Origin of the sequence: Tepidibacter sp. Z1-5 (genome assembly GCF_037844525.1) — a bacterium.
GTDB lineage: Bacteria > Bacillota > Clostridia > Peptostreptococcales > Peptostreptococcaceae > Tepidibacter_A.
The window spans coordinates 66,585-91,418 of sequence record NZ_JBBMMD010000013.1; the positions used below are offsets into that span (position 1 = coordinate 66,585).

The 24,834-nt window shown below is 26.9% G+C and carries 25 protein-coding genes; 3 read left to right on the forward strand and 22 right to left on the reverse strand.

What is annotated here, in order from left to right; translation table 11 throughout:
• Positions 1 to 40: 40 nt before the first annotated feature.
• The 18 genes from WJW32_RS03220 to WJW32_RS03305 form a co-directional block, all read right to left on the reverse strand.
• Positions 41 to 439 carry a DUF4280 domain-containing protein gene (locus WJW32_RS03220; protein WP_340254887.1) on the reverse strand — a complete coding sequence of 133 codons (399 nt, stop codon included), beginning with the start codon at positions 437 to 439 and terminating at the stop codon, positions 41 to 43.
• Positions 440 to 460: 21 nt separating this feature from the next.
• Positions 461 to 985: an imm11 family protein gene (locus tag WJW32_RS03225; RefSeq protein ID WP_340254890.1), complete on the reverse strand. Its 525-nt coding sequence runs from the start codon at positions 983 to 985 to the stop codon at positions 461 to 463.
• A gap of 19 nt (positions 986 to 1,004) precedes the next feature.
• Positions 1,005 to 1,631, reverse strand: a complete 627-nt coding sequence (locus WJW32_RS03230; RefSeq protein WP_340254893.1) for a hypothetical protein — start codon at positions 1,629 to 1,631, stop codon at positions 1,005 to 1,007.
• A complete protein-coding gene (locus WJW32_RS03235; RefSeq protein ID WP_340254896.1) occupies positions 1,628 to 3,034 on the reverse strand; it encodes a phage baseplate assembly protein V in 1,407 nt (468 codons plus the stop codon). Before WJW32_RS03235 ends, WJW32_RS03230 begins: the two co-directional genes overlap by 4 nt.
• A complete protein-coding gene (locus WJW32_RS03240) occupies positions 3,035 to 3,607 on the reverse strand; it encodes a hypothetical protein (RefSeq protein WP_340254899.1) in 573 nt (190 codons plus the stop codon).
• A 25-nt stretch (positions 3,608 to 3,632) separates the two neighbouring features.
• Positions 3,633 to 4,211 (reverse strand): hypothetical protein, encoded by a 579-nt coding sequence (locus WJW32_RS03245; RefSeq protein WP_340254902.1) that lies wholly within the window; start codon positions 4,209 to 4,211, stop codon positions 3,633 to 3,635.
• A gap of 22 nt (positions 4,212 to 4,233) precedes the next feature.
• Positions 4,234 to 5,010, reverse strand: a complete 777-nt coding sequence (locus WJW32_RS03250) for a hypothetical protein (protein ID WP_340254905.1) — start codon at positions 5,008 to 5,010, stop codon at positions 4,234 to 4,236.
• Between the two features lie 13 nt (positions 5,011 to 5,023).
• The gene (locus WJW32_RS03255) at positions 5,024 to 7,603 is read right to left on the reverse strand and encodes a hypothetical protein (protein WP_340254908.1); all 2,580 of its coding nucleotides are present in this window, start codon (positions 7,601 to 7,603) and stop codon (positions 5,024 to 5,026) included.
• Positions 7,604 to 7,628: 25 nt separating this feature from the next.
• The gene (locus WJW32_RS03260) at positions 7,629 to 8,324 is read right to left on the reverse strand and encodes a hypothetical protein (RefSeq protein WP_340254911.1); all 696 of its coding nucleotides are present in this window, start codon (positions 8,322 to 8,324) and stop codon (positions 7,629 to 7,631) included.
• Complete coding sequence (locus tag WJW32_RS03265) at positions 8,321 to 9,601, reverse strand: hypothetical protein (protein ID WP_340254914.1); 1,281 nt, start codon at positions 9,599 to 9,601, stop codon at positions 8,321 to 8,323. Before WJW32_RS03265 ends, WJW32_RS03260 begins: the two co-directional genes overlap by 4 nt.
• Positions 9,602 to 9,616: 15 nt before the next feature.
• Positions 9,617 to 11,437: a PP2C family protein-serine/threonine phosphatase gene (locus tag WJW32_RS03270; RefSeq protein ID WP_340254917.1), complete on the reverse strand. Its 1,821-nt coding sequence runs from the start codon at positions 11,435 to 11,437 to the stop codon at positions 9,617 to 9,619.
• Between the two features lie 18 nt (positions 11,438 to 11,455).
• Positions 11,456 to 12,283 carry a PP2C family protein-serine/threonine phosphatase gene (locus WJW32_RS03275; protein WP_340254919.1) on the reverse strand — a complete coding sequence of 276 codons (828 nt, stop codon included), beginning with the start codon at positions 12,281 to 12,283 and terminating at the stop codon, positions 11,456 to 11,458.
• Between the two features lie 5 nt (positions 12,284 to 12,288).
• Positions 12,289 to 12,795: an FHA domain-containing protein gene (locus WJW32_RS03280; RefSeq protein ID WP_340254922.1), complete on the reverse strand. Its 507-nt coding sequence runs from the start codon at positions 12,793 to 12,795 to the stop codon at positions 12,289 to 12,291.
• Between the two features lie 19 nt (positions 12,796 to 12,814).
• Entirely contained in the window at positions 12,815 to 13,372 is a 558-nt protein-coding gene (locus tag WJW32_RS03285; protein ID WP_340254925.1) for an FHA domain-containing protein, read from the reverse strand.
• A gap of 14 nt (positions 13,373 to 13,386) precedes the next feature.
• Positions 13,387 to 13,821, reverse strand: a complete 435-nt coding sequence (locus tag WJW32_RS03290) for a DnaJ domain-containing protein (RefSeq protein WP_340254928.1) — start codon at positions 13,819 to 13,821, stop codon at positions 13,387 to 13,389.
• 54 nt (positions 13,822 to 13,875) lie between these two features.
• A complete protein-coding gene (locus WJW32_RS03295; RefSeq protein ID WP_340254931.1) occupies positions 13,876 to 14,301 on the reverse strand; it encodes a membrane-associated protease 1 in 426 nt (141 codons plus the stop codon).
• 34 nt (positions 14,302 to 14,335) lie between these two features.
• Positions 14,336 to 14,761 carry a membrane-associated protease 1 gene (locus WJW32_RS03300; protein ID WP_340254934.1) on the reverse strand — a complete coding sequence of 142 codons (426 nt, stop codon included), beginning with the start codon at positions 14,759 to 14,761 and terminating at the stop codon, positions 14,336 to 14,338.
• Between the two features lie 76 nt (positions 14,762 to 14,837).
• Positions 14,838 to 17,003, reverse strand: coding sequence for a transcriptional regulator (locus WJW32_RS03305; RefSeq protein ID WP_340254937.1), 2,166 nt, complete (start codon positions 17,001 to 17,003; stop codon positions 14,838 to 14,840).
• A 536-nt stretch (positions 17,004 to 17,539) separates the two neighbouring features.
• Between WJW32_RS03305 and WJW32_RS03310 the strand changes: the two genes are divergently transcribed.
• A complete protein-coding gene (locus WJW32_RS03310) occupies positions 17,540 to 19,525 on the forward strand; it encodes a M4 family metallopeptidase (protein WP_340254940.1) in 1,986 nt (661 codons plus the stop codon).
• A gap of 51 nt (positions 19,526 to 19,576) precedes the next feature.
• On the opposite strand, the gene WJW32_RS03315 is transcribed toward WJW32_RS03310, so the two are convergent.
• The 3 genes from WJW32_RS03315 to WJW32_RS03325 all read right to left on the reverse strand — a co-directional run bounded on the left by WJW32_RS03315 (position 19,577) and on the right by WJW32_RS03325 (position 21,685).
• Entirely contained in the window at positions 19,577 to 21,100 is a 1,524-nt protein-coding gene (locus WJW32_RS03315) for a YifB family Mg chelatase-like AAA ATPase (RefSeq protein WP_340254943.1), read from the reverse strand.
• A gap of 13 nt (positions 21,101 to 21,113) precedes the next feature.
• Positions 21,114 to 21,323, reverse strand: a complete 210-nt coding sequence (locus WJW32_RS03320; RefSeq protein ID WP_340254946.1) for a YraN family protein — start codon at positions 21,321 to 21,323, stop codon at positions 21,114 to 21,116.
• Between the two features lie 134 nt (positions 21,324 to 21,457).
• The gene (locus WJW32_RS03325) at positions 21,458 to 21,685 is read right to left on the reverse strand and encodes an ATP-binding protein (RefSeq protein WP_340254949.1); all 228 of its coding nucleotides are present in this window, start codon (positions 21,683 to 21,685) and stop codon (positions 21,458 to 21,460) included.
• 173 nt (positions 21,686 to 21,858) lie between these two features.
• Here WJW32_RS03325 and WJW32_RS03330 point away from each other — a divergent pair, with 173 nt between their 5' ends.
• On the forward strand, positions 21,859 to 22,302 hold the full coding sequence (locus WJW32_RS03330) for a transposase family protein (RefSeq protein ID WP_340254952.1): 444 nt from the start codon (positions 21,859 to 21,861) through the stop codon (positions 22,300 to 22,302).
• A gap of 22 nt (positions 22,303 to 22,324) precedes the next feature.
• The gene (locus WJW32_RS03335) at positions 22,325 to 23,614 is read left to right on the forward strand and encodes a transposase (RefSeq protein WP_340254966.1); all 1,290 of its coding nucleotides are present in this window, start codon (positions 22,325 to 22,327) and stop codon (positions 23,612 to 23,614) included.
• 179 nt (positions 23,615 to 23,793) lie between these two features.
• Here WJW32_RS03335 and WJW32_RS03340 read toward each other — a convergent pair whose 3' ends face one another.
• Positions 23,794 to 24,648, reverse strand: coding sequence for a hypothetical protein (locus tag WJW32_RS03340; RefSeq protein ID WP_340254954.1), 855 nt, complete (start codon positions 24,646 to 24,648; stop codon positions 23,794 to 23,796).
• Between the last annotated feature and the right edge of the window lie 186 nt (positions 24,649 to 24,834).

A 24,834-nucleotide genomic window follows, 5' to 3' on the forward strand; every position in this document is an offset into this window, starting at 1 on the left:
TTCCACTCACTCAAATTTCAAATATTTAAAGCGAATTACTTTATTCTTCTTGCTCAACTTGTCCTGAGTTTTCAAATGCTACGCAACCACCATGTTCACATATTATGTAGGAATCAGTTTTTAGTGAACCTACTCCATCAATAATACAGTCTTCTTTCACATTTTCCCAAACTCCAAGAAAATTTCTCTCGCATTTAAAACCTTGAATTTCACCTCTATCAGGAGATACTAGATTAATAACCTCAGCGCCTGAGCTACTTGGATTTGAACATATTCCAAAGTAAGGTATATTTTCATGTGTACAATCATTTTGATTCATCTTTGGTTGATTTTTTATATATACTCCATGGCACTGTGGTAAATTTATTTTTCTCTTATGAGAACCACAACTACAAATCATCCTTGCTCCCCTTACTACATAAGCATGTGTTTCTGCCATTTTGCACCTTCTTTCTTATAACTACTTCACTTTAACATCTTCAAGTTTAACCCCTATAAAAGATCTTCTAAGTATGCTTTCTGCTAAGTCTAGGCTTACAACAATTTGAGTTTTTTCACCTTTGTTTATCTTAAAAATCTTTCTATCTTTTATTTTGTTTTTATCTAGTACAATTTTTTTTATAACGCTTTTATCTAGATTGAATTCGCTTGATTCATGAAGTGTATCAACCTCGAAGAATATTGGTAGAAAGTATTTTCGTTGAACCTTATTAACCCTATCTATTAAAAAAACAGTTTTATAAATAATATTAGGTTCATATTTACTTATTAAGTCCTTTAATCCACTTGAAATAAGATAAATTTGTCTTTCTAGAATATCCATGAATACAGAGTTTTCACTTGCATTTACATGAAATACCATCATATCATCTAGTTTTTTATAGTTTTCAATATTTATATTTCTTTTATCAACCTTACTAAATAAATCTATAATCATTGGAAAATCATTATATCGTTCATCTTGTTTTAATAAAAAATACTCCATTTTTCCTCCAATTCAATATTTATTCTTCTACAGTACTTTTACTAAGTACGAATTTTTTCATTATCTCAAAATTATCCTTGTATTCACCAAATACAACTACTAATTCATCATCTTTTTTTAATAATTCAAAACCCTCACATTCAAAGATTGTATCTATATTTTCTTTAAGAATTTCCTTTGCTAATAGATTGTATTTTAGGGATTCGTAAAGTTTAAAATCCTCTACATCAATGCTAGTTACTTGTCTCATATACGTTGGATTATCTTTTTTCTTTTCAATTTCATCCATTTTTTTGAAAAGTGGTTTAAATATAAAGTCCATATCAAAGTAACAATGACACTCATCTTCGTCTAAAAAAATCCTATCATCATAGAAATCCACTCGATAATTTGAACTATTTCTTAATATTTGAGTTCTTAAAAATGAAATGAAAATATATTTTATAGGTGCTTTTTCTTCGTTTTGCTGTAGCTCATATATTTCCTCGCAGGTTTTATTTATGGTATTTTGAATATTATCTATTATCGTATCCTTATTTTTGATATAATCATCTTCTATCTCAATAAAGACTTCTTTATAGCTATTTTCTATGTAATTTTCATAAAAGTGTGTAATCTTGTCCATTTTATCTGCTTTTTTTATCATTTTACATTTACCTTAGAGCCACTTATATCTATTTTGTCTGCAATATTTATATTTGAGCTACCCTGTTTTAAATTTACACCTGAAGAACCCTTAATTGATATATTACTTCCACTTAAGATATTTATATCATCTTGTGCTGAAAGTGTTATTTTTTTATCACTGTTAATAACTATTCCTCCATCATCTAACAATTTTATAAGTAAATTCCCATTAGCTACAATTTCAACTGCCCCTGGCTTAAATACAATCTCTTTTCCATGTTTAGTACTTATTCTTTTTATATTGCTATCGCTACGCTTTGAACTATTTGTCTGTAAGTCAACACTACTTTTAGCATATGCCTTATCTTCATCCACACTAGGGAATTGAAGTATAACCCTATCATTTTTTTCTGGCATAAAGTAAAATCCACTGCCATCTTTTGATGAATATGGAGTTGAATAGTTATAAAAAAACGCTCTCCCTGCATCGAATTCATTATCAATATCTAGCTTAACCTTAATCTTGTCCTTAGATATATCAACCACATTCCCCTCAAGTGAAAGCCCCTGAATCGCATCATTTTTTAATTTAGGAACAATAAATCCATTGTCATTCTTTAGCACACAAGTATTTTGTAATAAACCATCTATTAATTCTATTTTGCTTGAATATACACGATAGATTAAGTTTTTAAACTCAACCTTATTCCCTAACTCTACCATTTGATTTGTAATTACTTCATAGCTTATTAAGTCATTTTCATTTATATCTGGTTTATAGTTTTGATTTATTATCTGATGTTCTTTAATATCTTTTTTAACCTTATAGTTTGAAGCCTGTAGTGGCTCGTTGCTTGTAATATCAGGTAAGCCTATATGTATTTTTACTCCATCCAGTCTTGAATTAGCAATTAATGGCATATTAAAACTTGAAGCAACTCTTTTTAAAAAGTCCCAATCCGTTTCATTATATTGTGCTAGTATATGTTCAATACTCTCACCATTTGAAGTCATATCAATAAAAGTTCCCTGATTGTATGACTTACTCATAATATTGAAAAAATCTGTATATGGCATTCCTTTACACTGATATGTTTTTTTCTTTTTTTTAAAATCTGCAAAACAGGTAAATGAAGTTCCCTCCAAATTTAAAATTCTTAGTTCTCCATTGTTTTCAATATCTATATTTTTTATAGACCCTTTGAATATTATTTGATTTCCATCTTCCTTTTTCAACCCAACCTCTATAACTTGGTCTGAAGAAATGTTTTCAACATAACTATCCTGCATCTCAAAGGGTATTATTCCTCTTAATTTGAGGATTGTATGTTCATTTATTTTCTGTGTAATACTTAGATTTAGAAGCTTTTCAAACTCAAATGAGGATACATATATTTGGTTATATGTTATAAAATCATTCATTTATTCTTCCTCCTTCACTCTTACACTCTTTACTACATCTACAGCAACTTTTTTCCATACATCATGTTCATTGAATGGACATACAAAGTTTCCCATAATAGTTTCTTTTTTAAATTCAAAGAAAAACATTAAATTATATACAAAATCATCTATAGCACTATTTTTAAACTCTAAGCAACCTATGTTTTTTTCGTTTACATTAATAGTTTTGTTATCATATATAACATTTAAAGGATTTTGTTTTCTAATTATTTTTTCCATACTCTTTAGTAGTTCCCCCACTAATTCATTTGTTAGACCACTTTTTATATGTGTTAGTGTTATATTTATATTGTTTGAATCATCCGTTTTTATTATTTGAGGTCTTTTTACAGATGGATATTTTATATCTTGAATATCCATAGGCATTTCTATAAATTCTTTTGGTATTTTCAAAGATATTTGATCTTTAAAAAAATATGTGTCCACGAACTCATATGAATTATTATTTATAACTATTGGTCCTTCATTTATGTCTTTATTAAGTTTTGATTTATTTATTGCCTCTATTATTTTTTCATCAGCATATCCCATAAAACATACACCTTCCTCATTTATTTTATAATTCTGTTTGAGCTTCTTCTCTTGAACGTATATCTTTATTTTCCATTGCTACTGTAAATACCCCAAATATATATCCAATAAAACTTAATATAAAACAAATCCAATTCCAAGTTGCGTTAGATCCTAAATCAATCCTTTCACTACTACCCTTAAGTCTCATTGTTCTTGAAGAATTTGAAATAGAGTCCACCATATAAGTAACAAAATTAATAGGTTCATCACTTCCATCAAATGTATAATTGCTAATGTGTTCACCATTGAATGAATAATTAACATTCATATTACTATCAAGATAAGTACTTGTATAAACAAGGTAATGTACACCAACAAAGCCTAAAACAATAATTAAACTTGACAAAATTATATGAACAAATTTATTTTTTGATTTTTTAAATGAAAACTTTATATCTGCAAAATAACATCCACAACTACTCAACATACCAACACCAAACCCACCTAGTGGAATAATAAAAAATGTAGTTGTACTTATAGCATCTATATTCCCAAACGAAAGTACTAAATAGTTTGCAACTGCTGCTATAACTGAACTTATAATCCATAAAATATAAAACATAAAAATTCCTCCTTTATTATCTTTAATCTAAAATTATTTTCCTTGATAAATAATTGCTATCACTTTTTTCTACTCTGTTATACTTGATATCTTGAAGAATTTCTATTAAAAATTTATATATTCTCTCATTTGAATAATCTTCATATTCTTGATCAAGCCTTGATGATATGTAGATTATGATCAATTCTTTATTTATTGCCTTTTCATCTTGAAGGCACTGCATGCAAAATGATATATCTAGTGGGTTGCTTAGTTTATATTTAAAAGCTTCTTTAGCGAAGTATTTTAAAACATACGGAGATATTGTGCTATTTTCATAGGCTGCAAATTGTGAGTTGATGATATTTATAGTATTATACTCAGTTGTCATATCTTCAAAATCAGTGTAATTATTTCTTAACTTTGCTCCTGCTTTCAATTTGAATCTGCACAGCTCTATTTCGTCTTTATGTATATTTGTATCATTATCTATCAATACCTCAGTTATATAACTTACAAAATCTTGATTTGAATTTTCTCCTATGAACTTAACTTTAAGTACCGATGTTTCATTTGTATGTGTGTATGGTACTGTATAGTTTTCTTTTAATATGTATATATCTTCATCAAAGCAGATTATCCCAGGTGATATAATAATGTAATCATCATTAACTGAAAGTCTGCATCCTGTTAATATTCCATTTGCATATCCATTAATATGTATATTTACAATATCTTTTGGAAAATCTCTTATACAATCCAGCATTTCAAGCTTTAATACTCTCCTTCTGCTGAATACAGGGTGTTTATTTGAAAACAATTTATCCCCTCCATTACTTTAGCCCATCAAAAAAGTTAGTTTCCCAAGTTCCATTTTCAAAACTAAAGAATTCTTCTTTTCCTATAAATAAAACTTCATTATCTCTTAATACTGGTACTACACAAAATCCCCAATGATCTCTTTTAGCCCATACGAAGAACTTAACTTCTTTATTAACTATATTGTCTGTTTCTTCTTGTGTAATGATATCTTTATATTTTTCTTCTATTTCATAAACTGTTATTTTACTAAACTCTTCTGGTTTATTCTCATACTCATATTCATATCTTGTATGATTATTTGCATCTTTTAGATAAAGCTTTAAAGTAATTCTTTCCATAGTTCGTGAAATACTTCCACTTGTATTGTTCTTATCTAAGCTATGTATAAGTGTTTTTTCATCTCCTCTATGGTTGTAGGCACTTATCACATATGGAAGTGTAGGTATTTTTGTGTTTATATTTACATTCATATAACCAAACTTCTTTGCTTGTAAGTATTTTAGTGCTCCTTTTATACAGGTTAGCTTTAAGTCATAATTTTCTTTTTGTCCTTTTTTATTTTTTCTAGATTGTATAATTCTACCCGGTATAAATTCCTTTAGTGCTTCTTTGAATATATCTACTTTACAGGATTGTCCTGTAAGTTTGATGATTGAGTATTCTAGAAGCTTATCTTCTTCATATATATTTTCTAAAAACTTTTTGATAATATTGTATATATCAGCTTTTAACAAAGTTTCTATATCGTATATATTTAATTTCAATTCTAAATTATCTTTTATTTGATTTAAGCAACCATCATTATATGTATGGATTTTCCATCTATCAAAATATATAATTGCTTTATCACAGTCAGTATCTTCTTTTGATGTAATAAGTACTTCTAAATTATGTTTGTTATTAAAGAATTCTTTTTTTACTTTCTCAGCTAATTCAAATAACAAGTAGTAGTTGCTTTTTACTTTGAAATAATCTTCACTGCTTTTATTTTCATAATCTTTAAACTTAGTTGGTATTATGTCTTCTACTTTTTTATATTCATCATCTAACTTTGTATATATTTCACGTACCCCATGCTCATCTACAAATCTAAATAAGTCAATATCAAAGTCATCCAATACATTTTTCTTGATGTTTACATCACTATTTATTAATTTGTGTGCGAACATGATTTTTATTAACTGCATTATTTTAAATGTGAGGTTATTACCTCCAAAATCAGTATCTCCATTTTCATACGATGTTTGTATATCTATTTCATAAGATATTCTGTTATTTTGTATATTAAAATCACAAGAAGATAAATCTGTAGTTCCTCCTCCGCAATCTATAATTAGTGCTTTATATGTCATTGCTTCTTTATATCTTTGCTTTTGTATTAATTCCGATATAGTATTGAATAATACTGCTGCTCCTTCATCTAACATATTTTCATATTCTATGTCATAGTCACTCAGTATTTCTTTAAACAGCATATAAAATTTGTATTTTTGCTTTGATGGACATGATATATGTATTTTTTTAAAGTTATATTTGAATCTTTGTTTTGAAATATTTATAATATATTCAAGATAGGCTTTTATCATATGTTTTCTTTTTATAAAAGTCCTTTGTCCATTTATATCTGTTATTTTTTCTTCTTTTTCAAAATCACTTATCCATCTTTTTATATCATAGAATATACATATACCATCATCTACATAGCTTAATTTGGATAACTTGATAGCATCATACCCAAATGTATATTCTACATTTTTGTCTTTTATAGACTTTATACCTACAACGCTTGGAATAAGAGGTGTTATATTTAAATCATTAGAAGTTGTATCTATAACCTTAGCTACACTAATATCATCTAGTGATTCATTATTTGTATAAATTCCAGCTGTAGTATTAGTTGTTCCAAAGTCTATTGCAAGATGATTATCTGTATCTAGTAATTTCTTAATATTAAAATCCAAAACATTTAATTTATAAAGTTTTAGATATTTTGGTTTATTTTTAATATTGTTATGATATATGTCGTATATAATATCTGATTCACGGTTATCAAAATATAGTAAGCTATACTTCTTATCAATACTTTTTGCAGCTTTGATAGTTTCATTTTTTACTAAGTAATAGTTCTCATCGTTTCCTTTAATTAAGTTAAATATAGTACATATATTAAACGCTTCATCTACTAATACAATGTTTGATTCATCTAAATCATTATTTGAGCTCATTGTATAGTTATCAAATATTTCTACACTTAATTTATCATACAGAATAATTTTTGCTGGTGAATTTATATTTTTATCATCCATTATTATTTTTTCTGCACTTTTTATGAAATCTTGTAATCTTTCAAGTCCAGTATCACTTTGCTCTTTTATAAGTAAGCTTTCATTTATTCCTCTGTATCTCATAATAAGTCTTATAAGTTCTTCTTTATTTAATGGGTTAAGCAAATTTTTAATCAGCTTTTCCTTTATACAGATTTCTCTTAATTGAAATGTTGTCATTTTTGTTAGTTCATTTTCTTTATATCTACCTATTTTTGTGTTTTCTTTTTTATCATTATTTTTATATAGTTTGTATGAATATCCCATATTTTGATCACCTAAATTTCTTAATCTAGTACAACACCATATTTTCTATTTTCATAGTATCTTCTACTCCCAAAATTCCAAAATGGTATTGCCAATATAAAAACACTTTAAAATCTATATGTAAAAATAGATCCACTAACATATCTATTTTGTTTTCAAGTTCTTGTGTTCGCTTTTGTCCAATGTATATTAATATCTCTTTTTTGTTGTCTTGATTTATGTAGGTAGTACTTTTTTTAAATATTTTGTTTACTATACTCTTAAATATTTCTAACGATACTCCTGTTGTATATAATTTTATAAGGCTAGATATTACAATTTCTCTTTCTTTATCATTAAAGATTTGTATATTTTTTTTTATCTTTTCTGAAAACATATTTTCTAATATATCTTTCATAATGTATTTCTTATAATATTCTTCTTTAGAAAGCCCTTGTTTTAAATCAATGTTTCCTAAAAAATGTATTAAAATATCAAATAATACTTCCCTAAGTTCAATACTTTCCTCAAAATTAACATCGAATATATCCTTAAATATAGGAAAAAACCTATAGTATGGATTTATTTCTACTATAAGTGATTCATCAATTTCTGATTTGTTTAGATCTTCAAATGCAACTTCCATATATGGACTATATGTTTTTGCACATTTGAATGTTATATTTTCTTTTTTTATATTTTGTTGATCTGCTTTCACTAATATATCCCAGATGTAATTCATATTAATCTTCCTTCACATTTGTATTCTGGATAATTAAGTTGTATTTGCGATACTATAAAGCTTAATAAATCTCTTATTATAAAGCAGTCATTTTCTTTTAAAGTAAAATATAATATTAATTTTTTAGAATAATCCTGATCTCTTATTTCATCTATTATAAAAGAATTCATATCATAAGTTTCTTCTTTTAAATCATCTGTTATATTGACTATTTTGATATCTTTAAACTCAACATATTTAGATACTTCAAATGAATTTATTGTTCTTATAAGCTCTGCCTTTGTTTTAATGTTAACTTTGTTTTTATTACTTAATTTTTCTATAAAACTTACTTTTTTAGAATTAGATACTAATTCATAACTGTATTTATCAAGTTTTGATTCTTTTATTTTTAATATTTTAAATATATCCCAATCCCTAGCTTCTTCTATTTCACCTGTTATCATTAAATTATCCTTTGTATGTCTTATATGATTTATATCTTCATTGTCATATACAACTAAATATCCATTGTCTACACCTTCGTTTTTTATAGAAACAATATGTTCAAAATTTATTCTATCTTCACAAGGCATAGGAAATCCTGTACTTTTTAAAGTTAGTTTTTGTATATTCCAAGTAGGAACCATATCATATTCTATGTATTTGCCAACATCTGCAAAATCCACATTAACTTCTTGTATTATTTCATCTTTTTCAATACCTTCTTCACATTCAATTAGTACTACATCAACTATTCTAGATATATAAGGTGAATTTATAGTTGTCCATGGTATATTATTTTTTATAAACATTTGATAAAGTCTATATATTTGATTTTTATACTGAGTATTTGTTTTTATCTTAAAGTATGCTTTATAGACGTTTTTATTTGTCTTTATATTTCCTTTGAATTTCATATCACTTTCTAATATGTCTTTAAATATTAAATAATCACAGTTTAAAAATACTTTGAACATATTTACTTGCTTATTTTCAATTATTGTATCTAATATATTTTTAAGATCATATTCTTTATCTTTTATATCTTCTTCTAGCATTGGATGTAAAAAATAATGTATAGGATCAAAATCTTGCTTTTTTACAATGCTTGTGTATACACTATAATTTTGTTGAGTGTATTCTATTTCATCAAAAACTCTATTTTCAAGAGAGCTATACATATTTTCACTATGCTCATATAGCTCTATGAATACTTCACTCAATAATTCTTTTAATAAAGCCCTATCTTTTAAATTTTCAACATTATTTATTTTTTCATAAATTTTATCTTTCATTTGTCCTCCTAATACTTATAAGTTTTGTGGACTTTTCTTATCAATTAAAGTATTTATTACTTTTATTTTTTCATCTACTTTTTTTATATCATCATCTAATTTAGCTTCTTCATATATATCTTTTGCAAATAGATATAATATTTTAGCTTCATTTAAACTACCTTCATCAAATTTAGCATTTGCATCTTTTATGTATTCATCTGCTTTTGCTTTTTTTACAGTTGATTCTTGTATTTTTTTATCTGTTAGTAGTATTTTCTTTTCTAATTCATCTGAAAAATCATACATCCCTATTTGCTTATATATTTCTTGTGCCATAATATAATACATTTTTGAATCATGATAACTTCCAATACTATAGCTTACATCACCTTTTTTAGCCATTTCTATAGCATTAAGCTGAGCATCAAGTTTTTCTTTAGCTTCTTTTTCTTGCTCTTCATCTGTCTTCGCTTGTTCTTCTTCTAAAGCTTTTTCCTCTTCTTTTTCTTCCTTTTGTTTTTGTGCTTCATCTTCATTTATTTTATCTAATTTATCTTGTGCTTCTTGTTTTGCTTCTTTAAAAAATATTTTAGCAGCTAAATCTCTTGCAATTGTGTAATCTTGCTTAGCTCCTTGTATATCTTCAAACTCTATTTTTTTATCTGCTTGCTTTAATAAATCAAGAACTAGTATATGCTGATTCGTTTTATTTGATTGTTCATTTATGTAATCTTTTCCTAAGTTATCTGCATAATAACCTTTTTGTTTTGCATTTAAATATTCATCTAAAGCTTCTTGATACTTTGAATCTTGAAGATATTTATCTGCATTAATAATTGTTTCTGTAAGTTTAAAGTATTTATCTATATCACTTCTTTTATCTTCTAGTTTTAATTTTTTGGCTAAATCTAAAGCATTTTTATATTCTTCATTTGCTCGTATAAAATTCTCATCTTCTATATAATCACTAGCATTTTTTATACAATAGTTCATTTCATTTATTTGCTCAGTTCTTTTTTTATTTTTGAAATAAAACACTGAAAAAATAATTGCTAAAATCAAAATTATTGGAATAAGTGTAAGTATAATTTTTTTTATTTTTTGTTTCAGTTTCGGATTTTCATATATCTTATCTATGAATATAACTCCGAGTGTATAATTTTCAAGGTCTTTAGGCTGCTTTGATAAAAGCATATCTTCTACATTGTCTATAACTTCTTGAGACTCAGTTGCCTCAACTAGTCCATCTCTCATTTCAGAGCTATCTATATTTTCCCAAATACCTTTAGTTAAAAGAGTTATAATATCTCCATTTTTCAATTTTATTTTTTTTGATATATATGGTGTTAAGTTTTCGTCTTGTCCTAAATAACAATATAAATTATTTCGTTCTTCATGCTCTGCAAGTTTATCAAGTTGTACTTTTTCTTTATCAACTAATTGTTGAGTCAATGATTGATCTTGGCTTTTATATTTTAAAAAACCTTCTCTAAATAAACAAAATCTAGTATTTCCTACAAAAGCATATCTTATTTTTACATAGTTTGTAACAACTATAGTAAGTGATGCTTTTAATCTTAAGTTTTTACTTTGATCTATCAATTCTCTATTAGCTTTGTTTAGTAATTTTTTTAAGAAGCCTTTTCTCATACTAGGTGTTTCACTAAAATTACTTATAATACTAGATACTGCTATCTTTGCACTATCTAAATCTGCGTCATTATCTATTCCATCTGCAATTACATATATTGCAAATTTATCTAGTTCCACAAATGCAAAGTAATCTTTATTTTGTAAAAAACTACCTGATTCTGATATAAATGTTGTTATGAATTTCGAATTTATTTTTCTCATTATATTACACCCTTATTTTTAATGTCCTTTATATTTCATTACAATAACACTGGCATTATCTTTATTTACTAAATAAATAGCATTTAACTTATTTATTATATTGTGCGCTATTTGATTACATGTTAAATTTTGTTTTAAAGTACATTCAATGTCATTCCAGGGAACATAGTTATGTACTCCATCACTCATTAATATAATTATATCTTCCTTTTTTAGCTCTATTGGTACATCATACACTTCTATATCTTTGAATCCATCTTGTCCTACATAATTCAATAATCTCTTTTCTTTTAATGCCCAAAGCGCATGTTGCTTACTTATTTTCCCTTCATAAAATCCTTTTTTCGCAAGTACATTTGCAGTATGACCTTCACTTAAGGATATAAGTTCATTATTCCTAAAAACTGCAATCATTGTGTTTCCAACGAGCGCATAATGTAATAAGTTATCTATAATAATTGAACATACTATACTTGCCCCACCTTGATTATCATCTAGCTTTTTCAAAATCTCTCTATTTGTTATATTAAAAGCTCTTTTGAAAAAATAATTAATATTTGAGATTGAGTTATCATGTTTGAACAGTTCTACAAATATGTTTGTTGCTAATAAACTTGAAAGCTTGCCAGCTTTATTTTTTCCTCTTCCATCTGCTAAGACTGATAATGTTGCATTATCTATACAAGCTATATCCATAGAATCTTCTTGAAATTCTCTATCCCCAATTAAAGAAGCTTTTCCTATCTCTAATTTTTTTAGCTTCATCTTTTGAGCTTTTAAACTTACAATTTCTCTTATTAAAATTAATATAACTATTATGCTAATTAAAACAACTAATGCTTTCATCTAGGTTACTCCCTACCTATATCATCCCACTCAAAGTGTTCACCACAAAATGGAATAAATAAAAATTTACTATTTCCAAGTTCTATTACATCATATGGTGATAATTGTGTTGGAACATATACTGCCTCATCATTTAAATATGCAATACCCGATGCATCTCCTGGCAATAAAACTGAATTTCTCTTTTTAGGATCATATACTACAATAGCATGATTTCTTCTTGAAATTTTGTTATCACCTAAAATTTGTATATCCATATCATCTGATCTACCTATAAAATTTTTACCTTCTTTTATTTTATAATCTTTTCCTACTCTAGATCCTTCAATGCAAACAAGCCAACCGCACACTGGCTGTATTTCTTCTTTTAATAATTCATATTCAATATCAAAATCTTTTGAAGGTAATTCTGGCTTTTCTTTTAACGCTGTTTCTATATTACAATAAGGACATATAGTTCCGTATCTTCTAGAACTAAACATATGTCCGTTTTGACATCTAATAAGGCTCATTTACTAACACTCCGTTTCATCATCTAATCAAAAGTTTAGTTTTAGCTATAAAGACGACATCTCCTTTTAATATTGTACAAGGTTTATCTTTTGATAATTTATACCTTATCTTGTCTTCAACTTTTTCTATGCTAATACCATTTTGTGAATATAAGTCTTCTATATACCAACTACCTGATGCAAAATTCAAAACTGCATGCTGTGAATCTATTAATGATGCATATATCACTTCACTTAAATCTATATCAACTTCATTTTCTTTATTATTTTTGCCTATTAGTAAAGATGTTTTATTAAACAAATCCCACTCTTTTATTATTTGATTTTCTTCATTTACTAGTGCAAGACTATTTATATTAGTAGTGATTTTTACATCTTTAATCTCAACAGGATCTGTTATTTTTGTAGTAAATACTCTTATCATATACACAACAGCTATTATTCCAAGCAAGTATATTGATGTATTTTTTATTAATTTGTTATCTATATTCATATATACATATATGCCTGTCATTATTGAAATAATAGATATTGTAAAGTCAATAATTTTTATGTTATTTGAAATCGACTTTTTCAAAGTCATCAACTCCATTAATCTCTTTTTACTTTAAAGAAAGAATTAAAAATATTTGTTGTATCAAAAGGATCTTTACTTTTATTTGCAAAATTTTCTTTTGTCTCTTTAGTTTTTGGATTAAAACCAAAGAATCTCTCAAATTCAAAGTCCACGTTCATTCCATCTGGTCTTTTCATATTTTCTTTTTTATTTTTACTAAAATCATTATTTGTTTTATTTGTTTTATTTGTTTTTTTAGAATTTGATAATTTATCATCATATTCTTTTCTCTTTTTCTCATCGCTTAAGATTTCATATGCCTGTGCTACTTCTCTAAATATATCACACGCATTTTTATCATTTGGATTACGATCTGGATGATACTTTTTAGCTAGTTTTCTATATGCTTTTTTTATTTCACTTTGAGATGCATTTTTATCAATTTCTAATATCTGATATAAATTTTTCATAACTTTTATCCTTTATCAATATAGATGTCCTAAAAAGGACATCTATATATTTTTTTAGGCTCCGTATCCGCCTTCTATAGTTACTTTATCTAGCTTATCTTTTTTCTGCTTGATAATTAGTTCAAATGTTCCTACACCTTCTGTATCTCCAAAAGATTCTTTATAATCTACTACAAAAGCATTTGGGAAGAATATTTTTCTTACTACTTGATCTGCTGATATTACTTGTACTGTGACTTTTCTATAGCAATCTGCTTTTTCTGCAGATACTAATGACCAAAGTCCCATTTGTCTTGTACTATCAAAAGGATCTCCATCTACTGCTGTTAATATCTTTCCACTAATAACCATTGTAGATCCTACATCTTTTGTACGTGCATTTGAATCTGTAGGTATATCTGTTTTTAATTTTACTGTTTGTACACTTTCCATGCTAAGGTCTATAGTTTCAGCACCTTCAATTTTTACTCTAAAACCCATATTTACACATCCTTTCTGCAATTTTTATATTTTACTATAATTCAAATCCACCTTCTAATTTTACAGCTGGTGTCTTATCTTTCTTTTGTTTCATATGTAAGTAGAATGTTCCTACTCCTTCTTCATCACCATAATCTTCTGTATAATCTACTATAAAAGCATTTGGTAAATCAATTTTTCTCACCACTTGTGATGCTGATATTACATCTACTGTTACTTTTCTGTAGCAATCAGCTTTTTCTCCAGGTACTAATGACCACTGAGCAAGTTTCATTGTGCTATCTGCTTCTTCTCCATCTACTGCTGTTAATATTTTTCCTTTAATTATTAAAGATGTACCAAGATCAGTAGAACGTGCATTTGAATCATTTGGTGTATCTGTTTTAAATTCTACTGTTAATATGTTTTCAAGTCCTAAGTCAATAGTCTCAGGTCCTTCAACTTTAAGTCTGAATCCCATAAAATTTCCTCCTTTTTATTTAATCTATATTTATTAATACTTAAACAGTATCAATATCGTAAGTTAATGTTTCAATTTATTTAGCTGCACTTGTACTTTTTGTAATTGTAACTTCAAGATTTTTAACATTTCCATTGAATACAAGATCTATATAACATAAATTACTCTCATCATCTATTACGTAGTTTAAATCATCTCCGTCTTGAATGATTGAGTTTTCTGATTGCTTAGAATTTATCCATTTACTCTTTTGACTGTTTGGATTGCTACTAAAGAATTTAACAATGTTGTCTTGCTTAAAGTCATTTGTTTGGAATCTTAATATTCTCTCAATATAAGTACTTACAAGAGTTTTATAGATAGAATCAAATCCATCTTCTGTAAGTGCAAGACTTCTAGCTTTATAAACAGTTATTCTCTTTATATCTTTTCCATCTAACTGTGCATTTTCAGATGAAAAAACAAATCCAAAGTTTTTTCTATTTATAGAGTCTTTTATATTATTTGTAAATCCTGATATTTCTTTAGCCATAGTTGTGAGTACCTTTAAGTTGTTCTCACCTGATTCTATATCAAATCTAACCCCTGGATATTCTCTATTAATATTTTTGAAATATTCTTTTAAATATTCTGGGCATTGGTATGAAGCTACTATTCCAGCCGCTATATAAGCAGCATCTACATATACGCCTTCTATCCATAACTTTAATATATCTTCTTTTTCTTGTGATAATTTTACACCTTCATCTGTTTGTAACATCTTACTATCTATTACTAATCCAGATTTGTCTTTAGGAATTATTGTAAAGTTAGGCATACACGGTATAGTAAATTCACTATAATCTTGACGCGTTAACATTTCACATTTTTCCATGTACTTATCAATTCCAGCTGTAGCCATATTATTGAATGTTGTTTCTTCATTAGCTTGGAAATTAAAGAATGTTTGTACCTTATATTTTTTTATTATTTCAAGAAGTGCAGTCAATGACTCTATTGTATTGCCTTCTTTGTTAGCAGATTTTTGATTTCCTTTGAATCTTTGTCTTCTAGTCTTTACTTGTCCTACAGATTCCATTTCTATAGCTGGGACTATACCAAGCCATATTGTATCAGTGAAATCATTTTTAGCATTTACAGTATTTAAATATGTCTCTAATCTAGGTACATTATTGTTTTTTACTGTCATATCTAATTTACTGTTAGTAATAATTAAAGTAGGTTGCATTCCTTTGTTTTTAGTGTCATATTGGTTGAAAAACATTTTTATTCCCAATATTTTTTCTACTAGTGGTTTTGCTGTTTTTACAAAATCATCTTTTGCTTTTTTGTAGAATTCAAGATAAGTATTGTAGTTTTGTACTTCTCTTTCTACATCTATTTCTGATTGTACTGCAGGTAAAGGGCAGAATGTTCTTACTACAAGATCCTTTACATAATCAGATTTACTTTCTGTAATGGCATCATAATCCTCTTCAAATACACCAACAAGGCTGTTATTCCCATCTTCATTCATAACCATTAGTTCTGTAGAGTCACTCTTAGGTGATTCTAATATTTTCAATTCTCCATTATCACCCATAGTTAACATACCAATTTGTATAGCTTCTGCTTCATCACCATCTTGAGTTTTTCCAAATAAAAGTCTTGTCTTAATGTCTTCTATTGCAAGAGGCAACATAGCCATAACATTGTTATAATTTTGACTAGCTTCTTCAAATTTATAGTTAAGTTTGTCTCCAAGTTCAAGTTTTTTTGGATCCTCTTCCTCTAATTCTTCATATTTATTATAAAGATAATGTACTTCTTTTCTTACCTGCTTTATATCTTCAATTATTTTTTTTGGTGATATCATGTCTAGTACTTTTTCAAACTTGAAATCAACATTTTTTATACCTTGACTTCTCTTTGCATCTATAAGTGTAAATAGCATTTTTAAAAAATCATTATCTTGATTAAGCTTAATTTCTGAAATGCATTCGTCCGAAAGATTTTCAGGTTTTTCTAGTGTGTAAACTACATTTTGATTTGCAGCATTATAAAAAGAGTATACGCTTGGAGAAAATTTTTCTAGAAATTCATCAAAATTTTTCACAAGAAGATGTTCGTTAATTTCTTTTATTTTTTCATCACTTAAGCTGTCTACGCCTTTAACATCTCCAACAATCGTAATAAGATCAAGTTTCTCTGGATTAATCTCCTCAAAAAGTATACTTCTATTCGTTTGTCGAATAGTATCCATTTTAAACCTCCTCATGTATTTTTCATACTGTTTTTTCTATATTATTGAATAATAGTTTATCTTTTGGAAATATATCTATTTTTTTTACAATCTTACAGAAACGTTACCACTTAGTTTGTTTTTTTGCAATATATTACATAAAAGTAAGTACATACTACCTATATAACCATATATTTGACTAGAACTATTTTTCTATGAAGTATATGTATTTAGGACTATTACAAATTTATTTAGTAATTCAATTTTTTGGATGATTCATGCCAAATTTACCATATTAATGTAATATCACCTCAATATATAAAAAAGTCATCATTCTAAAGATTTTGATGAATATAATTTTTATTCATTATAAAAAATTTCAATTTATTGAATAAATCAATGCATAAGTAGTTTTCATATAAATAAACCACTTGTTCATTTAATTAAACTCCTATTATATGACAAGTGCGCAATTTGCATTAATCTTATGGATTTTGTATTATTTAAATTAATTAACAGTTTTGAATTTTAAGTAAATTTAACAGGGGGTATATTATATGAAAAAAAAATTAAGTTCTATAGCACTTTCTACAATTATGACCGGTTCACTATTATTAACACCAATGGCTAATGCAGAGGAGTTAAATACTAACAAAATAACAATATCTGAAGACACTCAGATTGTTACTCAACAAGAAGATCAAGATATAAAAATCACAGGAAAAGAAATTGAAAATAAAGAAGTAATTAAAGAAGAACCTAAGGAAGAATCAAAAAAAGAAGTTGAAGAAAAAGTGGACAAGCAAGAAGTAATACAAGAAAAATCAATAGAAAATAAAGAGAAAAATGTTGATGAAAAAATAGAGAAAACCGAAGATAAGGTATTAGATGAAAAATCGAAAAAAATAGATATGAATGTTGAAGAAACTAAAGGTGAAGTGTTAGAAAGTAAGCAAGAAGAAATTGATACTAAAATCCAAGAAAATGTAGAAAAAACAAATATAAATATAGTGAAATTTGATAAAGAAAATGAATTAGGATTTTTAAAAGGAAAACTTTCAATGGAAAAAAGCGCAGATATGAATGGAGTTATAGAGTTTTTTAAAGAAAACAAAGACTTATTCAAGTTAAACAATCCAAAAGAAGAATTAAAAGAAATAACTACCAAGAAAGATGAATTAGGAAATACTCATGTTAAAGTTCAACAAATGTATAAAAATACTCCTTTATTTGGAAAACAATACATAATTCATTTTAATAAAGATGGAGTAATATATGCTGTTAATGGAAAAATAGATAATAAAGTTTACAATAAAATTTCTGATAAAGACTATAAAAAATTAGAAGTTAGAGAAAAAGTTGCTATAGAAGTTGCTAAATCAGAAGTTAATACTGATGCACTTACTAAGGAACCAGATGTTAAAAGCTATTTCTATGAAATGGATGGAAAGTATATACCAGTTTATGAAGTTAGAGTACTTAACTTAGGATCTGAGCCAGGTGATTGGAGCGTTTTCATTAATGCTAACAATGGTGAAATTATAAAGAAATACAATAGAATCCAAACTGCTGATGTTAAAGGAGTAGGAAAAGGAGTATTAAATGACGAAAAAGAACTAAATCTTGAATACAAAAATGGAGCTTATTATATGATAGATAATACTAAAGATGGTGTAAGTATAAAAACTTATACTGCTAAACACGTTCCAGATATTGAAGAGAATGAAGATAATGAAATTAAAATGCAATACTTCTTACCTGGATTGATGATGTACAATGAAAAAAGTGAGTTTTTCGATGAAAAATACAAATCTGCTGTAGATGCTCATAAATATGCAGAACACGTATATGATTATTATCATGAAAAATTTGGCAGAAATAGTATAGATGATAAAGGAATGGATATTATATCATCTGTTCACTATGGAAATAACTACGTAAATGCTTTCTGGTTCTATGATCAAATGACATACGGAGATGGAGATGGATCTACATCATTACCTTTATCAGGAGCATTGGATGTTGTTGGTCATGAAATGACACATGGAGTTACAGAAAATGAAGCTAATCTTGTATATGAAAATCAATCAGGTGCTTTAAATGAATCTTTTTCAGATGTATTTGGTACATTTATAGAATTTGAATATCAACCAGATAAAGCTGATTGGTTATGTGGTGAAGACGTTTGGACACCATATAAAGATGGTGATGCATTAAGAGATATAGCTGATCCAGGAAGCACTAAAGCTTATAGAGCTCAACCAACTCATATGAATGAATATGTAAATACTACTAAAGATTATGGTGGAGTTCATACTAATTCAGGAATACCAAATAAAGCAGCGTACCTTGTTACAAGTGAGTTAGGTGTTCATAAAGCTGAAAAAATATATTATAAGGCTTTAACAAATTATTTAACTTCAACATCTAATTTCCATGATGCAAGACTTGCTTTAATCCAATCAGCAGAAGATTTTTATGGAGAAGATAGTTTTGAATCTAAAGCTGTAGCTGATGCTTTCGATTCTGTAGGAATAAAATAAATACAAAATAAAAACTGTGGATCAATTTCACAGTTTTTATTTTTAAATAATTTATCCCCAATAATTATAATAAGCTTTCCTAAAAGAAAGAGCCTCAGCTATATGACACACCTTTATATCCTCTTCTTCAAGATCAGCTATAGTCCTTGAAGTTTTCAAAAGCTTATGATAACTTCTTGAGCTGAATTTATACTTGGTAAATACAGTCTTTACGAAATCTTTACACTCTTCATCCAAATAACAATACATTTCTATTTTCTTAGTATTTATATCATTATTAGTATATATACCCTCACCCTTGTACCTTTCACTTTGAATTTTCCTAGCCTTTTCAACTCTCTTTTTTACATCACTTGAAGTCTCTTCTTTATGCTTACTTTGAAACTCTTCAAAATTTATAGGATTTACCTCGACAAACAAATCGAATCTATCAAGAAGTGGACCTGATGCTCTATTTAAGTATCTATTAACTTCATTATTAGTACACTTACATTCCCTAGTCTCATCTGAAAAGTATCCACAGTGACAGGGATTCATAGCAGAAATTACTAAAGCATTACAAGGATAGGTTTGATTCATTTTAACCCTAGATATATTAATATATTTATCTTCTATAGGCTGTCTTAAAGTTTCTAAAGTTCTTCTATCAAACTCAAGCATTTCATCTAAAAAAAGTACTCCTCTATGAGAAAGTACAACTTCACCAGGCTTTGCATCTCTTCCCCCTCCTATTAAAGCAGTCTTCGTAGCTGTATGGTGTATTTGTCTAAAAGGTCTCCTGGTTATTATACCTATATCTTCATCTATAAGTCCTGCTGCACTATATATCTTACTAACTTCTATCATCTCTTCTTCTGTCATATCTGGTAATATAGTGTTTATTCTTTTAGCTATCATAGTCTTTCCACTTCCAGGCGGTCCTATCATTAACATGTTATGATTTCCAGCTGCTGCTATTTCCATTGCTCTTTTCACAAAATAATTTCCCTTTATATCAGAAAAATCCAATCTATATTCCTCCTTTTTGATCAGTTTTTCTTTCTTAACATATATATCAATTTTTGTATTACTAGCTAAAAAATCTATAACTTGTCTCAGATTATCTACAGGATATATCTCAACTCCATCTATATAAGATGCTTCCTTTAAATTCTGAGATGGCAAAAACACTCTCTTAATATTGTTAGATTTTGCATTTATTATTATGGGAAGTACCCCTCTTACTTTTTTCAAATTTCCATCAAGAGCTAGTTCTCCTAAAAATAAAGTTTGACTCATATACTCTTCATTTGATTCATATAATCTATTTAACATTCCAACAGCCATAGCAAGATCAAAATAAGGTCCTTCTTTTCTTATATCAGCTGGTGATAGATTTATAACTATCCTAGAATTCAAAAAATCATATCCCGAATTAATTATTGCAGACTTTACCCTCTCTTTAGCTTCTTTTATAGATGTATCAGGAAGACCTATTATATTAAGTACTGGTAGGCCCTTCGTTATATCCACCTCAACATCTACAATAAATCCATCTATTCCTATTAAACAAGCACTCTTTATCTTACAAAACACATAAACACCACCCTTAGTTAACGCAAAACGCATTCTCTATATGATTGATATTGTTATTCCTTAAATACACTTCTATAAATGATATTTTATTACCCTTAAGAGCTATCAAATCTATCTCACCAATTTTTGTTCTATAATTTTTCTCAAGTATATGAAATTTATTTTTTATCAAATAATTGCAGGCGATCTTTTCTCCTAAGATTCCTTTTTCCTTGTTATTCATAATTTCCTCCAAACAACAATACCCATAATCTTTTTATTTAGATTATGGGTATTAAAAGTTAAATTTATACTATTTTATTTTAGAATCTATATCAGATATAAATATCAAAATTTCTGTAGCAACTGGACTAAATCCTATATAAGTAACCTCCCAAAACCATATTGAGGAACTCCAAACAACTTTTGTGATTTATTTTTGTGTCCAATAATATCAAGAAGTGGGCTTGAGGCTCTATTTAAATATCTATTGATTTCACTAGCACTACATTTATACTTTTTATTACTAGAATCTAAAAAGTACCCAAAGTGACACGGATTCATATCAAAAATCACTAAAAAATAACAACTATACGTCTGGTTCATTTTAACTATATATACTTATCATCTATTGGTTTGTCTTAAACTTTCCAAAGTGCTCCTATCAAATTCAAATATAAACGATACAATATAAATGGTTCTTTCCACTGTTAGTTGATTTCGTTTTATAAGTAGGATATAATTTAATAATTATATCCTAAAGAAAAGAGACTATTAAAATGAATGCCTTAATAAAATTATTAGATGAGAAATTAGAATATATTAAACATGAAATAACTGATGATACTATTAAAATTTGGGTAGAATCTAATAAACTTGAAGTAATTTGTACTTATTGTAATACTCCAACTTCAAAAGTTCATTCTAGATATGAGAGAAGTTTTCAAGATTTACCACTACAAGGAAAAAAAGTTGTAATAATTATTAATAACAGAAAAATGTTTTGTAATAATCCAAATTGTAATCATAAAACATTTGCAGAAACCTATGATTTTTTATCTCCTAAAGGCAAAAAATCAAAACGTTTAGAAGATGAAATAATTAATATATCTATAAATGTAAGCTCAATAACAGCATCAAATATATTAAGCAGACATGTTGCAAAAGTAGGTAAAAGTACTATATGCAATCTCTTAAAAAAAAGAAACGAAAATAATAAATAAAAATGCAATAACAAAAGTCTGCATAGATGACTTTGCTTTCAAAAAAAGATATACATATGGAAGTATTATGATAGATATTGATTCACATAGAATTATAGATATGATAAATTCAAGAGAACTAGAAGATGTAAAAGAATGGTTAAATACATATAAAAATTTAAAGGTTATTTCAAGAGATGGTTCATTAGTATATAAAAACGCTACATCTTTAGCGCACCCAAAAGCTATACAAGTAAGTGATAGGTTTCATCTATTAAAAAATTTGACAGAGTATTGTAAAACATATCTAAAAACAAAATTTAATGTAAATGTAACAATTGATGAAATAAAAGAATGCTCTGCTAAAAAAGCTGAAGAAAATCAAACTCAATATTTAACATTAGAAGCCAAATGGAAAGAAGTAAACAAATTAATAGAAAGTGGTATTTATAAGTCATTAGCATGCAAACAATTTAATTTAAATATTAAAACTTACAATAAGTTGATAAAATTAAGTACAGAAGATCTCAATAATTATTTTTTAAATACATTAGAAAAAAGACAACAAATAAAAAGGGAACAAAAAAATCTAATAATTAATAAAGCTAGAGAATTGAATAAAGAAAAATATTCATTAACTAAAATAAGTGAAATCCTGGGTATCGATAGAAGAACGGTTAAAAAATATATCGATCCATTGCATATACCAAAATATACTCGTCAAGGAAGATTAAGTATACTAGATGAATATAAAATAGAAATAAAAGATATGTTAAGCAAGGGAATTAGTATAGCTGCAATATATAGAGTTATATCAGGAAAAGGATATAAAGGATCTAATTCAAATCTAAGACATTATTGTTCCAAGTTAAAAAAGGAGTTTAATAGTAACCCTCAAAATTTTAGAAAAAAAATAATTACAATAAAAAGAAGTATTTTATTAAGAGGTGTATATAAACCTCTAAAAAGTATACATGAATTAGATGAAAAGACAATAAAAATTATAAATAAAAAGTATCCATTTTATATAAAAATTATAGAACTTATCAGTAAGTTTAAGTTATTGCTAAAAGAAAAAAACGTAGAAAATCTTACAAATTGGATTGTAGAAGCAAAATCACTAAATAATTCATACATAAATTCCTTTATAAATGGTATAAAAAGAGACATTGAAGCTGTTAAAAATTCAATTAAATATGAATATAACAATGGATTAGCAGAAGGAAGTATCAATAAATTAAAAGTAATTAAACGCATAATGTATGGTAGAAATAGTTTTGAAATGTTAAAGAACAAGGTTTTATATATTGAGTCAACTCGATCATTCAACTAACAGTGGAAAGAACCATATTAAACTTGACATTTATATTCAAGTATTTCATCTAAAAGAATACTCTCCTATGATAAATTGCCACCTCTCCAAGCTTTGATCTCTTCCCCCTCCGATTAAAACAATCTTTGTTCCTGTTATACAAAAGGATGTGGTACATTTTATTCATATTTTATATTTATTTAAATCTCAATTTTATTTATACACCTTTCAATCATGTTTCTGTATTCATCATCAGTAATAATACCTTCTTTTTTTAAATTTTTCAATACCTCAAATTCCTTCTTAATTTCTTCAACTTCTATTCCTATGTCTAGATTACATTTTCTATTACTTTCTATTATATTTACTGTTTTATCATTAAGAAATTCTCCTTCATACTTTAAATTGCTATTATTATCATATAATTTTCCAAACCCATGATATTCGCCATTCAAAAATTCTCCTTCATACTTTAAATTACCATCATCCCACCATTCTTTTCCATAACCATTGCTAATCCCATTTTTCAAATTTCCTTCATACTTAAGTGCTCCATTTTTATGAAATAGTGCTCCTGTTCCATTCGGATTACCATCCATATATTCACCTTTATAACTTTCTTTACCATAATAATCTCTTGTATAAATACCATTTACTTCCCTTAAAAATCTTCTATATTCACTATCATTCATTCTTTCATTTGATTGATTAATTCTAATATACAAAAGTATTGAACGCAATAATACCCCTAATAAAAAAGAAATTAAATACATAATTTCATCTTCAAATAAAGGTATTTTCAATATTTGTGCTCCTAATACATATATTGTTAACCAAGTCATAATACCATACATCAAATTGGATATTGGACTTATAATCCACGATATTTGTTCAATTAAAGACATCATTTTCCATTCCTTTTGATGACTTAACTTAATATATGACTTACAATTAGGACAAATTGTAACTGGTTCTCCAATTGCTCTATAATCCCTCGTCCAACCTTCTATATTGTAACCACAATTCCCACATTTTCTTTTAACATACGTGCTCATTTTAGCACACCTTCCCTTCTAAGTACCTACAATTATTTGTTTTATATTTATGTCAATAATACTACTCTTATAAATGTCAAGTTTAGAGCGTAAGTTTTCGATCTTATAAGAGTGCAGTTTTTTACTCATTCTCTTGATAAAAATGATCTTTTAATCTATAGGATTTTCCACTAATAGAAATAACAT

Excerpts from the sequence above, each read along its gene's own strand:
- WJW32_RS03330 (WP_340254952.1), top strand. The coding sequence starts at position 21,859 with ATGAATGCCTTAATAAAATTATTAGATGAGAAATTAGAATATATTAAA.
- WJW32_RS03240 (WP_340254899.1), bottom strand. The coding sequence starts at position 3,607 with ATGGGATATGCTGATGAAAAAATAATAGAGGCAATAAATAAATCAAAA.
- WJW32_RS03235 (WP_340254896.1), bottom strand. The coding sequence starts at position 3,034 with ATGAATGATTTTATAACATATAACCAAATATATGTATCCTCATTTGAG.
- WJW32_RS03280 (WP_340254922.1), bottom strand. The coding sequence starts at position 12,795 with ATGAGCCTTATTAGATGTCAAAACGGACATATGTTTAGTTCTAGAAGA.
- WJW32_RS03340 (WP_340254954.1), bottom strand. The coding sequence starts at position 24,648 with ATGAGCACGTATGTTAAAAGAAAATGTGGGAATTGTGGTTACAATATA.
- WJW32_RS03255 (WP_340254908.1), bottom strand. The coding sequence starts at position 7,603 with ATGGGATATTCATACAAACTATATAAAAATAATGATAAAAAAGAAAAC.
- WJW32_RS03310 (WP_340254940.1), top strand. The coding sequence starts at position 17,540 with ATGAAAAAAAAATTAAGTTCTATAGCACTTTCTACAATTATGACCGGT.
- WJW32_RS03320 (WP_340254946.1), bottom strand. The coding sequence starts at position 21,323 with ATGAATAACAAGGAAAAAGGAATCTTAGGAGAAAAGATCGCCTGCAAT.
- WJW32_RS03270 (WP_340254917.1), bottom strand. The coding sequence starts at position 11,437 with ATGAGAAAAATAAATTCGAAATTCATAACAACATTTATATCAGAATCA.
- WJW32_RS03245 (WP_340254902.1), bottom strand. The coding sequence starts at position 4,211 with ATGTTTTATATTTTATGGATTATAAGTTCAGTTATAGCAGCAGTTGCA.
- WJW32_RS03220 (WP_340254887.1), bottom strand. The coding sequence starts at position 439 with ATGGCAGAAACACATGCTTATGTAGTAAGGGGAGCAAGGATGATTTGT.
- WJW32_RS03325 (WP_340254949.1), bottom strand. The coding sequence starts at position 21,685 with ATGAACCAGACGTATAGTTGTTATTTTTTAGTGATTTTTGATATGAAT.
- WJW32_RS03260 (WP_340254911.1), bottom strand. The coding sequence starts at position 8,324 with ATGAATTACATCTGGGATATATTAGTGAAAGCAGATCAACAAAATATA.
- WJW32_RS03230 (WP_340254893.1), bottom strand. The coding sequence starts at position 1,631 with ATGATAAAAAAAGCAGATAAAATGGACAAGATTACACACTTTTATGAA.
- WJW32_RS03225 (WP_340254890.1), bottom strand. The coding sequence starts at position 985 with ATGGAGTATTTTTTATTAAAACAAGATGAACGATATAATGATTTTCCA.
- WJW32_RS03275 (WP_340254919.1), bottom strand. The coding sequence starts at position 12,283 with ATGAAAGCATTAGTTGTTTTAATTAGCATAATAGTTATATTAATTTTA.
- WJW32_RS03265 (WP_340254914.1), bottom strand. The coding sequence starts at position 9,601 with ATGAAAGATAAAATTTATGAAAAAATAAATAATGTTGAAAATTTAAAA.
- WJW32_RS03300 (WP_340254934.1), bottom strand. The coding sequence starts at position 14,761 with ATGGGATTCAGACTTAAAGTTGAAGGACCTGAGACTATTGACTTAGGA.
- WJW32_RS03290 (WP_340254928.1), bottom strand. The coding sequence starts at position 13,821 with ATGAAAAATTTATATCAGATATTAGAAATTGATAAAAATGCATCTCAA.
- WJW32_RS03295 (WP_340254931.1), bottom strand. The coding sequence starts at position 14,301 with ATGGGTTTTAGAGTAAAAATTGAAGGTGCTGAAACTATAGACCTTAGC.
- WJW32_RS03305 (WP_340254937.1), bottom strand. The coding sequence starts at position 17,003 with ATGGATACTATTCGACAAACGAATAGAAGTATACTTTTTGAGGAGATT.